This is a genomic window from Nonomuraea sp. NPDC051941 (assembly GCF_044593615.1).
This window is the reverse complement of record NZ_JBIUCF010000032.1, coordinates 55,178-68,141: the sequence shown is the minus strand read 5'-3', so window position 1 is coordinate 68,141 and position 12,964 is coordinate 55,178. Positions and strand designations below refer to the sequence as shown.

The 12,964-nt window shown below is 68.7% G+C and carries 14 protein-coding genes and 2 pseudogenes; 11 read left to right on the top strand and 5 right to left on the bottom strand.

What is annotated here, in order from left to right; genetic code table 11:
- Positions 1-256 precede the first annotated feature (256 nt).
- Positions 257-1,078, top strand: coding sequence for a class I SAM-dependent methyltransferase (locus ACIHFD_RS41565; RefSeq protein ID WP_397371602.1), 822 nt, complete (start codon positions 257-259; stop codon positions 1,076-1,078).
- Positions 1,079-1,189: 111 nt separating this feature from the next.
- Positions 1,190-1,603, top strand: coding sequence for a hypothetical protein (locus ACIHFD_RS41560; protein WP_397371601.1), 414 nt, complete (start codon positions 1,190-1,192; stop codon positions 1,601-1,603).
- Between the two features lie 272 nt (positions 1,604-1,875).
- Here the strand turns inward: ACIHFD_RS41560 and ACIHFD_RS41555 are convergent, their stop codons facing one another.
- Positions 1,876-3,099, bottom strand: a complete 1,224-nt coding sequence (locus tag ACIHFD_RS41555; RefSeq protein ID WP_397371600.1) for an MFS transporter — start codon at positions 3,097-3,099, stop codon at positions 1,876-1,878.
- 85 nt (positions 3,100-3,184) lie between these two features.
- Between ACIHFD_RS41555 and ACIHFD_RS41550 the strand changes: the two genes are divergently transcribed.
- The 3 genes from ACIHFD_RS41550 (at position 3,185) to ACIHFD_RS41540 (ending at position 5,923) form a co-directional block, all read left to right on the top strand.
- Positions 3,185-4,078: a LysR family transcriptional regulator gene (locus ACIHFD_RS41550; protein WP_364259723.1), complete on the top strand. Its 894-nt coding sequence runs from the start codon at positions 3,185-3,187 to the stop codon at positions 4,076-4,078.
- A gap of 136 nt (positions 4,079-4,214) precedes the next feature.
- Positions 4,215-5,102: an alpha/beta fold hydrolase gene (locus tag ACIHFD_RS41545; protein ID WP_397371599.1), complete on the top strand. Its 888-nt coding sequence runs from the start codon at positions 4,215-4,217 to the stop codon at positions 5,100-5,102.
- A complete protein-coding gene (locus tag ACIHFD_RS41540; protein ID WP_397371598.1) occupies positions 5,099-5,923 on the top strand; it encodes an LLM class flavin-dependent oxidoreductase in 825 nt (274 codons plus the stop codon). Before ACIHFD_RS41545 ends, ACIHFD_RS41540 begins: the two co-directional genes overlap by 4 nt.
- 226 nt (positions 5,924-6,149) lie before the next feature.
- On the opposite strand, the pseudogene ACIHFD_RS41535 reads toward ACIHFD_RS41540, so the two are convergent.
- Both ACIHFD_RS41535 and ACIHFD_RS41530 read right to left on the bottom strand, forming a co-directional pair.
- Positions 6,150-6,293 (bottom strand): annotated as a pseudogene (locus ACIHFD_RS41535) (hypothetical protein); the annotation flags it as partial.
- On the bottom strand, positions 6,232-6,561 hold the full coding sequence (locus ACIHFD_RS41530) for a zinc-binding dehydrogenase (RefSeq protein WP_397371597.1): 330 nt from the start codon (positions 6,559-6,561) through the stop codon (positions 6,232-6,234). The gene ACIHFD_RS41530 and the pseudogene ACIHFD_RS41535, both read right to left, overlap by 62 nt.
- Before the next feature lie 177 nt (positions 6,562-6,738).
- On the opposite strand from ACIHFD_RS41530, the gene ACIHFD_RS41525 reads away from it, so the two are divergent.
- The 6 genes and pseudogenes from ACIHFD_RS41525 (at position 6,739) to ACIHFD_RS41500 (ending at position 11,260) form a co-directional block, all read left to right on the top strand.
- Positions 6,739-7,572, top strand: a complete 834-nt coding sequence (locus ACIHFD_RS41525) for an alpha/beta fold hydrolase (protein WP_397371596.1) — start codon at positions 6,739-6,741, stop codon at positions 7,570-7,572.
- Complete coding sequence (locus tag ACIHFD_RS41520) at positions 7,565-8,164, top strand: TetR/AcrR family transcriptional regulator (protein ID WP_397371595.1); 600 nt, start codon at positions 7,565-7,567, stop codon at positions 8,162-8,164. Before ACIHFD_RS41525 ends, ACIHFD_RS41520 begins: the two co-directional genes overlap by 8 nt.
- A gap of 133 nt (positions 8,165-8,297) precedes the next feature.
- Positions 8,298-8,474 (top strand): annotated as a pseudogene (locus tag ACIHFD_RS41515) (IS5/IS1182 family transposase); the annotation flags it as partial.
- A 151-nt stretch (positions 8,475-8,625) separates the two neighbouring features.
- A complete protein-coding gene (locus ACIHFD_RS41510; RefSeq protein WP_397371684.1) occupies positions 8,626-9,075 on the top strand; it encodes a nitroreductase family deazaflavin-dependent oxidoreductase in 450 nt (149 codons plus the stop codon).
- 306 nt (positions 9,076-9,381) lie between these two features.
- Positions 9,382-9,780, top strand: coding sequence for a hypothetical protein (locus tag ACIHFD_RS41505; protein WP_363969307.1), 399 nt, complete (start codon positions 9,382-9,384; stop codon positions 9,778-9,780).
- A 145-nt stretch (positions 9,781-9,925) separates the two neighbouring features.
- Positions 9,926-11,260, top strand: a complete 1,335-nt coding sequence (locus tag ACIHFD_RS41500) for a cytochrome P450 (RefSeq protein WP_397371594.1) — start codon at positions 9,926-9,928, stop codon at positions 11,258-11,260.
- A 313-nt stretch (positions 11,261-11,573) separates the two neighbouring features.
- Here ACIHFD_RS41500 and ACIHFD_RS41495 read toward each other — a convergent pair whose 3' ends face one another.
- Both ACIHFD_RS41495 and ACIHFD_RS41490 read right to left on the bottom strand, forming a co-directional pair.
- A complete protein-coding gene (locus ACIHFD_RS41495) occupies positions 11,574-12,191 on the bottom strand; it encodes a DUF305 domain-containing protein (RefSeq protein ID WP_397371593.1) in 618 nt (205 codons plus the stop codon).
- Positions 12,192-12,283: 92 nt separating this feature from the next.
- A complete protein-coding gene (locus ACIHFD_RS41490) occupies positions 12,284-12,691 on the bottom strand; it encodes a DUF6153 family protein (protein ID WP_397371592.1) in 408 nt (135 codons plus the stop codon).
- Positions 12,692-12,964 lie beyond the last annotated feature (273 nt).

Genomic DNA, 12,964 nt, shown 5'->3' with positions numbered 1-12,964 from the left:
AGGTCGTGCAGCCGGACGCGCGGCGAATGGAGCGGGCAGGTGTCCCCAATCTCGGGTTAGCCCCATGGGCAGCCGTAGCCCACAAACGCGCCAGAAGAATGGTTCGATATCGTTATGGGCTCATTATTTTAAATTAACTTCCAATTGCTATGATGGTTATACACATTTGCAGAGTGCATTTAGCATCGGTGTTCCCGGCGAGGAAGAAAGGGAACGCCCCTCCATGCGCAACTCGCATCCCAGTCAGACTGCCATCATGGCCGCGGCGGCCCGTGCCGCCCACCTTGTCGTGGACAGCGAGCCGTTCATTCTCTGCGACACCCTGGCCGCCTCCCTGCCCGGTGACCTGATCGGCTACCACCAAGCGCACGGCGATCACCCCGTACTCGCAGGGGCACGCGCCCAGGCTGCCGCCCGCGGCCACTACGCCGAGCGCCGCGCCACAGAGCTGTTCCGCAACGGCCTGGAGCAGTACGTGGTGCTGGGCGCCGGGCTCGACACCTTCGCCTGCCGCCGTGACCCGGCCGCCCGGCTGGTCCGCGTGATCGAGGTCGACCATCCCATCACCCAGCAGGGCAAACGCGACGCGATGGCCGCGGCCGGCATCGCTGTGCCCGATGGGCTGGCCTTCGCGCCGGTGGACTTCGAGTCCGACGATCTGATGGACGCCCTTCACAAAGCGGGGTTCGACCCCGGCAAGCCCGCCCTGGTCACCTGGCTCGGCGTGACCACGCACCTCACCCACGAGGCGATCGCCGCTACGTTGGCCGCCGTGGGCCGCATGGCGCCCGGCAGCGAACTGGTGATGGAGTACGCCGTGCCGGCCGCTCTGCGTGACGATCGAGGCAACGCCTACGTCCGGCTCCTGCTGCCCGCCGCTGCCGAGCGAGGCGAGCCATGGCTGTCTCTCTTTACTCCCGAAGAGCTCTCGTGCCTGCTCGAACGGCAAGGGCTGGAGGCGGTCGAGCACCTGCGGCAGGTCGATTGCCTCGTTCCCGCGCTGTGGCGGCGTTCGGACGCGCTACGCTCCGGCGATCTGTGCCGCTTGGTCCGTGCCACCGTCCCCAGCACGACCTGAACCGGCCGAACTTCCGTACACCGGCGCGGCCTCGCCATGCCTACAACCCTGTCAGCGCCCCTTCTAGACCTACGTGTCACACCGAACCTCCAACAGGAGAGGATCCATCCCATGTCCGAGGCCACCTCCCACGCTGACGAGCTCCGCCGCTTCTTCGACGTCTTCGCCCGGGCAGGCGACAGTCTGGATGTGGACACTTTGGCGGGCTGCTTCGCCGAAGTGTTCCTGGCCGGGGACGCCGGCGGCGCCCGGCCCGTGCCCCGCCCCGCGTTCCTGCAGGCCCTGCCCAGACGCGCGCAGATGTTCGCCGATGCGGGCATTGGTCCGGCCGCCCTCGACACCCTGACCCACCAGCATCTCGACGACCGGTACGTGCTCGTCCGCACCGAATGGACAGCACCTCGCACCGCCGGCGGCGAACACGTCCACCTGTCATCGTCGTACCTGCTCCACCGGGACGCAGACGACACCTACCGCATCGTGGCCTACCTCAACCATCAAGGCCTGCCACTCTCCCAGGCCTAACCGTCACCGCTGCCATCCCCTGCGAGCCCGAGACGACACGCGAAGGGCACCGAGCTGGACCGATGCGAACGCCACCGCCTACAGGGCGCCCGGCCAAGCAGTGGCATTCCGGCTCGATGAGGTTGACTCACGTGTTCTGGGCTTCGGCCCGCCCGACCTTGATGACACCGACACCTCAACGGCCTCGACGTGTGGTCCCGCACCAGACCTCACACCTCTGTTGGTGCCCCTACCGAAAACCGAGACTTTCACAGCGGACAGACGGGCGTGGGTCAGCGTCCGCTTCGGCGGCGGAGCGCCGGGCCGAGCGCCTGCTGGGCGGCGAAGAGAGCGATCCCGGTGATCGCGCATGCCGCTGCCAGAGCCGTTCGTCCGGCATGGTCGAGCAGTACGGTGCCGGCCAGCGGGCCGAACACGGCACCGACACTCCAGGTGGCGGAGGCGATGCCCATGTACCTGCCGCGCAGGTCCGCCGGTGCGAGGTCGGCGAAGGTGGCGCCGAACATCACGGCGATGCCGATCTGGCCAAGGGTCCAAACCAGGACCGATCCCGCGTAGCCGACACCACTCTCTACGAGGGTGCCCAAACCGACGCCGGCACCGGCCAGGAGCATGGACACGGCCAGCACCGAGCTGGGGTCGCGACCGGCGAGCAGCCGTACCGCCAGTGGTTGGCCTACCACGATGACGATCCCGTTCAGAGCCAGCACCGCGCCGTAGGTCGCGGGGCCGTGACCATCTGCCGTCATGACGAGCGGTAGCGTCGCGAACGTCTGCAGGAACAGGGTGAAATAGGCGACGTAGATCAACACCATGACGATCATCAGCCGGTCGCGCAGGAGCACCGGCAGCAGCGCTCGGCGGGGCTGATTCGGTGTCGCCGGCCGGGTCTCGGGAATCCGGCGCCAGACGATCAGCGCCGCGATGATCGAGGCCGTGGCATTGATCCAGAACAGGAGTCCATACCCATACTGGGCCAGGACCCCCGCGGTGATCGTGGCGATGGAGAAGCCGAGGTTGGCCGCCCAGAACAGCAACCCGAAGGCCCGGACCCGCTGGCTCGGATGGAGGTCGGCCACCACAGCCGACCCAACCGGGCGGAACAGGTCCGCCATCAGCCCGACACCGAGTGCCGCCGCCCAGATCACCGGCACCGTGTCGGCCGAGCCGAGCGCGACAAGCGTCACGGCGGTTCCCAGGAACCCCACCAGCATGGTGTGGCGTCGTCCGATCCGGTCGCCCAGCCAGCCGCCGAGCACCTGGGATCCGATGCCTCCGGCTCCCGTCGCCGCCACCACCGCGCCCGCGGTCGTCGGCGTCAGCCCTTGCTCCTGCGTCAGATAGAGCACGAGGAACGACTGCGCGACTCCGCCGGCGCGGCTCACGAAATGAGTCGCCGCCAGGGACCAGACCAGGCCAGGCAGGTCCAATCGCAGGCGGGACAGTCGGCGGCCCAGCGGTATCGCGGTCGGAGCGGGTGTGTCGTAGGTCGTCATGCCGATGACACTAGGATCACCTAGTACATCAAGAAAAACGATTACTTTCGATCAAATCAATCGCGATTAGCGATACTCTGACGTTATGGCTGACGTTGAGCTGCGCCACCTGAGGACGATGGCCGCTATCGCCGAGGAGGGAACGTTCGGCCGAGCGGCGGTTCGCCTCGGCTACACCCAGTCGTCGGTAAGCCAGCAGATCGCCGCGCTGGAGAAGGCCGTCGGTGGCGCCGTCTTCGACCGGCCCGGAGGCCCCAGGCCGGTACGGACCACTCCTCTTGGCGAGGTGGTCCTGGCCCACGGGCGCGATCTGCTCACGAAGTCGGAGGCGCTGGCCGACGCCGTCGATCGCTTCAAGGCGGGTAACGGCCGGATCGACATCGGCACCTTCCAGGGCGCGACAAAGCTGATCCTGCCGGCCGTCGTGCGCCGGCTGCTGAGCGAGCACCCCGGCTGCGACATCCGGCTGTCGGAGGTGGGACCGGAGGATCCGAGGATCGGAGATCTTGACCTGTTGTTCCACTACGATCGGATCGACGGCGACGTCGAGCACGTCGAACTGCTCGACGAGCCGTACCTCCTGGTGGCCGGCGCAGGTGCGTTCCCCGATGGTCCGGTGCCGGTGAAGCTGCTCGACGACGCTCCCATGGTCGCCTGGCCGCCCAACGTCCACCAAAGATGGCTGGAACGGGAGCTCGCCGGCGCGGGCGCCCGGCCGCGGATCGTGTTCCGAACGGCCGGCCACGACACCGTCGTGTCGATGGTACGGGTGGGCCTAGGCTCAGCGGTGTTGCCCTGGCTCGCCCTCCAGGGATCCGATGTCTGGTCCGACGACCGGCTCAGCATCCATCGACTGCGACCGTCGCCCGCCTGCACGTGGTACCTGTACTGGCCGGCCGGGCGCACCCAGTCGCCCCTCGCGGCCCGAGCCATCGACATCGCCGTCGAAGCCGCCACTGAGCTGGCCGGCCAGATGTGACATCGGACGAGTCACGGGAGAGCGCGACTCTCGGCGCGGAAGGGCTCAGCGGCAGCGACTATATCGCTGTAGGCGATTGATTCAATCGGAAATCATGGCTTTTCGCGATGGGGCCGCGAGGCTTAGCGTGCCGGACATGAACGGTCGTCAAGATCACCCCGAGCAACTCCTCAAAATCAACGGCGTGGAGCTCTGCGCTCAGACATTCGGCGACCCTGCCGCACCCGCCCTGCTGCTCATCGGCGGCGCCGAGGCGTCGATGGACTGGTGGGACGATGAGTTCTGCGAGCGCCTCGCCGCCGGCGGGCGGCACGTCATCCGGTACGACACCCGGGACACCGGCCGCTCCACAACCTTCCCGCCCGGCGCACCGCCGTACGGAAGCGACGCCCTGCTCGACGACGCCGTCGGCCTGCTCGATGAACTCGGCATCGCGGCCGCGCACATCGTCGGCGTCTCCATGGGCGGCGGCATCGCCCAGCACCTGGCCGTGCACCACCCCGGCCGGGTCGCCTCCCTGACGCTCATCGCCACCAGCCCGGGCGGGCCCGGCGACCCCAATCGCCCTGACCTGCCGCCGATGAGCGCCGAGCTGGCGAAGCGGTTCGCCGAGGGCGGTGACGAGGCGCCCGACTGGTCCGACCGCGAGGCCGTCATCGCGTACTACATCGACGGCGAGCGCACCTTCGCGGGCACCATCCCCATCGACGAGGAGCGGATGCGCCGCGTCGTCGGCCGCGTCTGGGACCGCAGCCCGTCCCCGGCGTCGGCGCAGAATCACTGGCAGCTCGCCGGCGGCGAGCCCGTCCGCGCCCGCCTCGGTGAGATCGCGGTGCCCACGCTGGTATTGCACGGCACCGCGGACCCGCTGCTCCCGTACGGGCACGGCGAGGCGCTGGCACGGGAGATCCCGGGAGCACGGCTCGTCCCGCTCGAAGGCATGGGACACCAGATGCCGCCGCCGGAGCTCTGGGACATCACGATTGCAGAGATCCTTTCAGTTACCGGAGGAGAGCGCCCGTGAACCGGCTGCGATCGGCACTCTGGCTGCCGCTCTTCGACGAGCTCGCCGACCCGCGGGCGGTGGCGAACCTGGCCGCCGAAGCGGAGGAAGCCGGGTGGGACGGCTGCTTCGTGTGGGATCACCTGTCCTGGCGGGCGCCGGTCCAGCAGGTCGCCGACTCGTGGATCGCGCTGGCGGCGATCGCGACCGCGACCGAGCGGCTGCGGCTCGGCCCGATGGTGTCGACGCTCGCCCGCCGGCGGCCGGCCAAAGTGGCGCGGGAGACCGCGACACTGGATCAGCTGAGCGACGGCCGTCTCACCCTCGGCGTCGGACTCGGAAGCGACCGGTTCGGCGGCGAGCTGTCCAAGACCGGCGAGCAGCTCGACGACCGGCAGCGCGGGCGGATGCTCGACGAGTCCTTGGCGATCCTGGCCGCCGCCTGGTCCGGCGAGCCGGTGCGCCATCGCGGCGAGCACTACACCGTCGACGACATCACGTTCCTGCCGCGGCCGGTTCAGCGGCCCGGCGTGCCGGTGTGGGCCGCCGGATTCCCCGGCAACGTCAAGCCGATCCGCCGGGCCGCCCGGCTCGACGGCTTCTTTCCGATCAATCTGGAGCACCCGGACCAGCTCGCCGAGGTCGTCGCCACCCTCACCAAACTGCGACATGGCGAGATGGCCTCGTACGACATCGCCATCAGCCTGCCCTCCGACGTCGACCCACTGCCGTACGCCGCCGCCGGCGCGACCTGGTGGCTGACGGAGTTCGATCCGGGTGTACGGCTCGACACGGTGCGCGGCGTACTCCGCAACGGCCCAGCGAATCCGGGCGGCGATTGAGCCGCGCGGCAGGCGGTGGCTCACCCGAATCCGGCCCTGGCGCCGCCGCTGTCCCGAGCCGATCTGGCGGCCTGGATCGGCGCCAGTCCCTCAGCGGTGCTCCAAAAGCTGTCCGCCGTGGCCTCCTATCCGCCATGGGACGGCCATGCCAGGCGGTCGGCGCAAGGACGACGACCTTGCCGGACACGGCACCGGCGGCGACTTCCGCATGGAAGGCCGGGAGGTCCTCGAGCTGGATACGGCGGCTGATGTCGATGTGAAGTTCGCCTCGGTCGATCGCCGCCACGAGGCCGGCGAGCTGCTTGGCGTCACTCCGGACGAAGACGTTGAGCCCGCGCACCTGGCGCCCTTCGTCGCTCGGCGCCTGCATCCACACCGTGGTGTTGACCACGGCCCCGCCGGACCGCACGAGAGAGGTCGACCGGCTGGATCACCGCATCCACCACGTCGGTCGTGGTGTGGTCGAGGACCTCGTCGGCACCGGCGGCTCGGACCCGGTCCGCGCTGCGCGGGCTCGCCGTGGCGATGACGTGCGCGCCGGCGGTCTTTGCCAGCTGCACCGCGTAGGCACCGACAGCGCCTCCGGCGCCGGTGATGAGCACGCGCTGCCCGGCGGTGAGCTCGTCGAGTTCGAACATATCCCCATCCACCCTGCGGTTTCGACCGGAATGCAAGGCCAGACCAAAAAGACGATCAAGAGAACGCCGCATGCCCTCATGGGAGCCGGTGCCGCTGCGTCAACCTCAAATCGGCCCTTGACCGGATTGGCTAATGCTGTTAGCTTTTTAGCTAACAGGATTAACCAAGGAGTGGACTTGACCGAGTTTCTGACCCACGACAGCGGCACCCTGGCCTACGACGTCACCGGCGAAGGCCCGCTGATCGTGCTGTCGCACGGGATGGGTGACACGCGGGAGGCTTACCGGTTCCTCGCGCCACTCCTGGTGGAGGCGGGCTACCGGGTGGCGGCGGCCGACCTGCGCGGACACGGCAAGTCGAGCACCGGGTGGGCGTCCTACACCCGGACGGACACGGCCGGTGACCTCGTAGCGCTGGTCGAGCACCTGGGCGGCGGCCCGGCGGTGATCGTGGGCCACTCGTTCTCCGGCGGATCGGCAACGATCGCGGCGGCGCACCCGGCGGTGGCAGCGGTCGTGGAGATCGGGCCGTTCACGCGGGTGCCGAAGATCTCCTCAGGGGCGCTGTTCACGAACGCTCGCTACCGCACCGGGCTCATCCGGCTGCTGCGCACCGGAATCACCGGGAATGTGGACACCTGGCTGAGCTACCTCGACCACGCCTACCCTGGTGCGAAGCCCGCCGACTGGGCGGAGCGGCAGGCCGCACTTGCGACGACGCTGCGCGAGGACGGCCGGATGAAGGCCGTCCAGAAGATGGGCCAGTCCGCGCCGAAGGATGCCGAGGCCGCCCTGCCGGCGCTGGGTGTGCCCGCGCTGATCGTCATGGGCACGCTCGACCCCGACTGGGCCGACCCACGCGCCGAGGCGGAGGGCATCGTCGCCGCGATGCCCTCCGGGCTGGGGTCGGTCGTTATGATCGAGGGCGCGGGTCACTACCCGCACGCACAGTTCCCCCACGAGGTCGCGGCCACCGTCCTGTCGTTCCTGAAGGAGATCGTGAGTGCCTAGAGCGGGGCTGTCGAGTGAACACGTGACGCAGGTCGCCGCCGATCTGGCCGACGAGGTCGGATTCGCGGGCCTCACGCTCGCCTTGCTCGCCGACCGGCTCGGCGTTCGGACGCCGTCGCTCTACAAGCATGTTGGCGGCCTGCCCGATCTGCGGCACAAGGTCGCGACGCTGGCCATGGAAGCCATGGCCGACGCAGTCGGGATGGCCGTCCAGGGAGTGTCCGGCAAGGCGGCCCTGGCCGCCTACCTCACCGCCCTCCGCGCGTACGTGACCGCGCACCCCGGCGCTTACAGCGCGACGATCGGCGAGCCTTTCGGGGAGCCCGACGATCCGCTGCTGAAGGCCGGGACGCGGGTGATCGACACGATGACCGCCGTCCTGCGTGGCTACGGCGTCCCCGAGGAGGAGATGGTCCACGCGATCCGGACGATCCGGTGCACGATCCACGGCTTCGCCGCGCTCCAGGTCGCGCAGGGCTTCCAGTGGACGGGCGCCCCGGACGCCTCGTTCGCGTGGATGATCGACTTCCTGGATCGCGGCCTGCGCCAACGTCCGGAATTTCGGGGCGATTCAGCAGGCCCTTCTGCGTAACCCAAGATCACGAATGGTTATCTTCGGGTCGGGGCGCACCGCCCGAACCATGCCCCGCCCTGGCTGCAGGAAGGCGTGAAGCCCCTGCTAGAAGTGGTCTTGCGACAGATCAACTTCACGGCGAGGGCTTCACGTGTCGTCCAGTGTCACATACACCGCCACCTTGACGGTCGACCGGTCCGCCGCCGAGTTCCTGGCGGGCAAACTCGCGGCTCACCGGCGTGCGATGGCCATGCGGAAGGGAACGCGGGCGCTCGGGTCGTTCAAGCAGGCGGTGCTGGTGCTGCGCTGGTTCGTCAACGACCGTCGGCAGCACGTTTCGCATGGGGTGTCCGTACTTCGGCCATCGTGAAAGCGCACACCCCAGCGCTTGACAACCAAGACTGAGTTGTGGATGAAAACGCACGAGCCGGGTGTTGGAGCGTCCTGAACGTGAGTTGACCGACCAAGGGATGGATGCCATGCCTCTTGTGGGTGAGTACGAAGCCAGCCCGACGCAGTGGGTGCGCGAGCAAGTGGAGCTGTACGAGAGCTCCGGCGGCACCAAGGGAACGACTCTGCTGGATACGGGAATGCCCGTCATATTGCTGACCACCCTGGGTGCCAAGAGCAGCAAGATCCGCAAGACGCCGCTGATGCGTGTGGAGCACGAAGGCCGATACGCCGTGGTCGCCTCGCAGGGTGGCGCTCCCGAGCACCCCGTCTGGTACTTCAACGTCAAGGCCCACCCCCGTGTGGAACTTCAGGACGGCCCTGCCAAGCAGGACATGAAGGCCCGTGAGGTGACTGGCGCGGAGAAGGCCGAGTGGTGGGAGCGTGCGGTGGCGGCGTATCCGCCGTACACCGACTACCAGAAGAAGACGGACCGGGAGATCCCGGTGTTTGTGCTGGAGCCGCTGGACAGCGACTGACACGCGGAAGTCTTGCTCCACGGGACGTATGGGGTCCGCGCCTGCCGGGCGCCTGTGCGTCCCGTGGTGCTTCGCGCGACGGGGTTCTCTCCTGCCTCCTGGCGCGGCTGGACGCCACCACCACCCGCCGCAGCCCAGCCCTGCGACGGGTCCGCCTTTGCAACGTGCGTGACGGCTTCGGCCCCACGCCTGCCAGAGGACGTCGCAAGCCAGCCGGACGCAGGACACGATTCATGGGACTCTCATCTCATCACCATGTGGCTCCAAGACCCCTCCACGACCCTGGTGCCGTAAGGAGGGGGTGTCATGACCGTGGTACCGGATGTGATCATTGGGCCATCGCCTGTCACGGGCCTGCGGGAGTCGGTGAAGGCGTTCGTGGCCGATTGGGGCAAGCAGGCGAGGATTCCGGTGGAGGTGTGGGCGTTGCCGGAGGGTGCGGTTCCCCACGAAGCGGCCCTCCTCGCCTTCGCGGTGCTGGTCGACGCGTTCTCGGCCGTCGAGCAGGCCACGTACGTCTCGATGGCGCTGACCGCGGGGGTCACGTTGAGGCTGACCGTCTGCGACGACGGGCCGGGGCTCGGCTCGCACGAGGTCATCGACCGGAGCAAGCTGCACGCCCGGGCCGCCGCGTTGGGAGGGCGGTACGACATCGCCTCATCGGTCGGCAACGGAACGACCGTCACGCTGGAGCTGCCGCTGTGAGCCTCCGCCCTCATCCTTGATCACTGAACGACCACCTGCGGGTGAGCGGGTCGAACCCGAGGCGGTGACGGTCGCCGGAGGCTGCTGCGGGTGCTCGGCACCTTGCCAAGCAGCCACTCACGGGAGATACGTAGAAGAGATCCGTATGTCCATGGAGGTGACCGTGTCGGTGATCCCCGGACCGCCCGTACGAGGTGACGGCGGGCTGCATGACATCGCTACCGCGGGCGGCCTGCACGCCTACCAACTGCGGCTGCACGCCGAATACGGGCCGGTCGTACGTTTCGAGCTGCCCGGCACGGACTCAGCGGTCTCCATCGCGGACCCGGTGCTGCTCGAGGCCACCGCCGGGGTCAACAAACGGCCGGAAGCGCTGTTCGAGTTCCTGGCCCCGCTGTGCGAGGCCGGCAACCTGCAGACCCTGCCCGCGGACGAGCACACGCCATGGCGCCGCGCGGTCCTGTCCGTACTGGCCGGTCGCCGCTCCCACGAGGCCCACTTCCCCGGCTTGACCGCGCTCGCCGGCCGGCTGGCGGACCGGTGGGCGGAACAGGCCGGCGAGGGACCAGTCGAGTTGCAGAAGGACCTGAGCGCGCTGTCGCTCCGGATGATCTGCCAGTACGCCCTCGGCAACGGCGTCCACGACCCGGACAAGGTCGTGACGGCCTTCGAGATCGTGCTCACGGAGTACCTGGGCCGTCAGTACCAGCCGGCCGACCCGGGAACCGAGGAGCAGAGACGGAAGCGTGCCCAGGAGGCCCTGGCCTACCTGCGCGCAACCGTGAACGACGTGCTCGCCTCGGCCCAGCAGGACGGCAACGCCCTGGCCGCGGCGTTGGTCGCGGCGGGGATGAGCCCGGCCCGCGTGCGGGACACCGTGTTGATGATCATGCTTGCCGCCCACCACACGACCGGCGTGGCGGTCTCGTGGACCCTCTACCTGCTCTCCCGGCACCCCGCCGCGGCCGAGCGGGTCACGGCGGAGATCGACGAGGTCCTGTCCGATCGTGTCGCACCCGAGTACGCCGACCTCAAACGGCTGACCCGGCTCCAGATGGCGCTCAAGGAATCGATGCGCCTGTATCCGCCGGGTCCGTACGGGGCTCGCGAGACCACCGAGGATCTCGTCCTGGCCGGCTACGAGATCCCCACCGGGACGACCATCTTCTATCCGTTCTGGGCCGTCCACATGAACCCGCGGTACTGGCCCGATCCCGAGACGTTCGACCCTGGCCGTTTCACCCCCGACCAGGTCGCCGGCCGACCTCGCTACGCCTACATCCCGTTCGGCCTCGGGCCGCGCAGCTGCGAAGGCGCGAGCCTGGCCATGGTCGAGGCCGAACTGGTGCTGGCGATCCTTCTGAGGAGATTCCGCTTCCAGCCGGCCACCGGACACGACGTCGTCCCCGTCGAACGGTTCGTGCTGTGGGCCGCGGACGGGATCCGCATGAATCTGACGCCACGACCGGCAACCCGGTGACGAACGCCCACGAGCTCCGAACGGTCCACCCCCGACGCCTGCGCCGGCGGACACGGCCGGACCGGCACACGCTGATTGCGCTGGCGAAGGCCCTCTCCAGCATGGACGGGCCGGACATCGTGACCGGGGGCGACGGGACCATCTGCGGCTGACGGTGCTGCGCGACGTGAAGCCGGACAAGGAGCTGGAGCAGGAAGAGCGATCCCGGAGCGGATCGAGGCGGTCGCCGGGGTCGTCGCTAAGAGGCGGTAGCCGGTCGGTCCCGGGGCCCGCCGCGCCGCGCGGCGGGCCACCGGCTCCTGAAAGCCGTCTCCTAGAGGCGGTCGAGGATCTCCCGCAGCTGGGCGACCTCGGCCTGCTGGGCGGTCTCGATGGTCTTGGCCAGCTCCTTGGCCTTGGCGTTGGAGCCCTGCGTCTGCTCGGTACGCGCCATCTGGATCGCACCCTCGTGATGGGCGATCATCAGCTCGGCGAACTGCCGGTCGAACGCGCCGCCCTTGGCCTTCTCCAGCTTCTTCATGTCGTCCTCGGACATCATGCCGGGCATGTCATGGCCCATCCCGTGGTCCATGCCTTCGGACGGCATCGGCTTGCCCCACGCCGTGAGCCAGCCCTGCATGGTCTGGATCTCCGGGTCCTGAGCGGCCTTGATCTTCGCGGCCAGCTCCTTGACCTCCTTGTCGGCGGCCCTGGTCGCGGCCAGGTCGGCCATCTCGACCGCCTGCCGGTGGTGCGGGATCATCATCTGCGCGAACATCACGTCCGCGTCGTTGAACGCCGCCGCGGGCGAGGCGCTCGCCGTCGTCGCGGCGGGTGCGCTGCTGGACATGCCGGCCATGTCCGGCCCCATCGAGCCGCTGTCGGTGCCGCCGCAGCCGGCGACCAGCGCGAGCACGGCTCCGGCCGCCGCGGTGGCAGCCGGGATCCTCATATTCGTGAACATGGTGTTTTTCCTTCGGTGATGGAGGTACGCAGGCCGTCATCGCGAACCGGGCTTTTCAGCCCGTCCGCCGATATTTCGGCCTATATGCGCATCACCGAGAGCACTGCGGGGTTCGGCGCCAGGCGGCGCGGCGGCGCTCTGGCCGCCGTACGCGCCGGGGACCCCCAGCCGCCCATCCCCGCACGCCAGTAGAGCGTGGCGGCCCAGACGACCGCGATCAGAAGCGCGACGACCGAGGTGAGCACGGCCAGGCACACGTCGCTCGGATCGAACCCGGCCGCGTCCCGCGAGCAGATCGCGACCTCACCCCGGTCCGTCCCGAAAGACTCCACGGGAGAGGCGTGAACGTGCGAGCCTTGAACGACGGCGCCACCATGGTGAGAGCCGAGATGCCCCAGCGTGTGCATGCCGGCCACGCCGAACGCGATCAGCAGAGGCAGCAGAGGCAGCAGCCAGGGGAGGCCGGGCAGGAGCAACCGCCGTGCCACGCGCTCCCCCCCTCACAGCTGCCGACCTTAGTATTCGCGCCAGGATAGCCAGCGGCGTCACTGCTCACCCGGACAACAGAACAACTACAAGCCATAGCAGTAGACGTCCCAACACCATGAGTCTCCCGTTGAACGCCGGAGGCGCGGCGTGCGTATCTCCTCTTGGACCGGCGTGATCGTCCCCTAGTGCAGGTAGTACCCGCCGTTCCGGATTCTCGATGCCGCAAACAGGCCAGACAGCCCTTTCACTTCTGTACTATTTCGCCCCAGGTT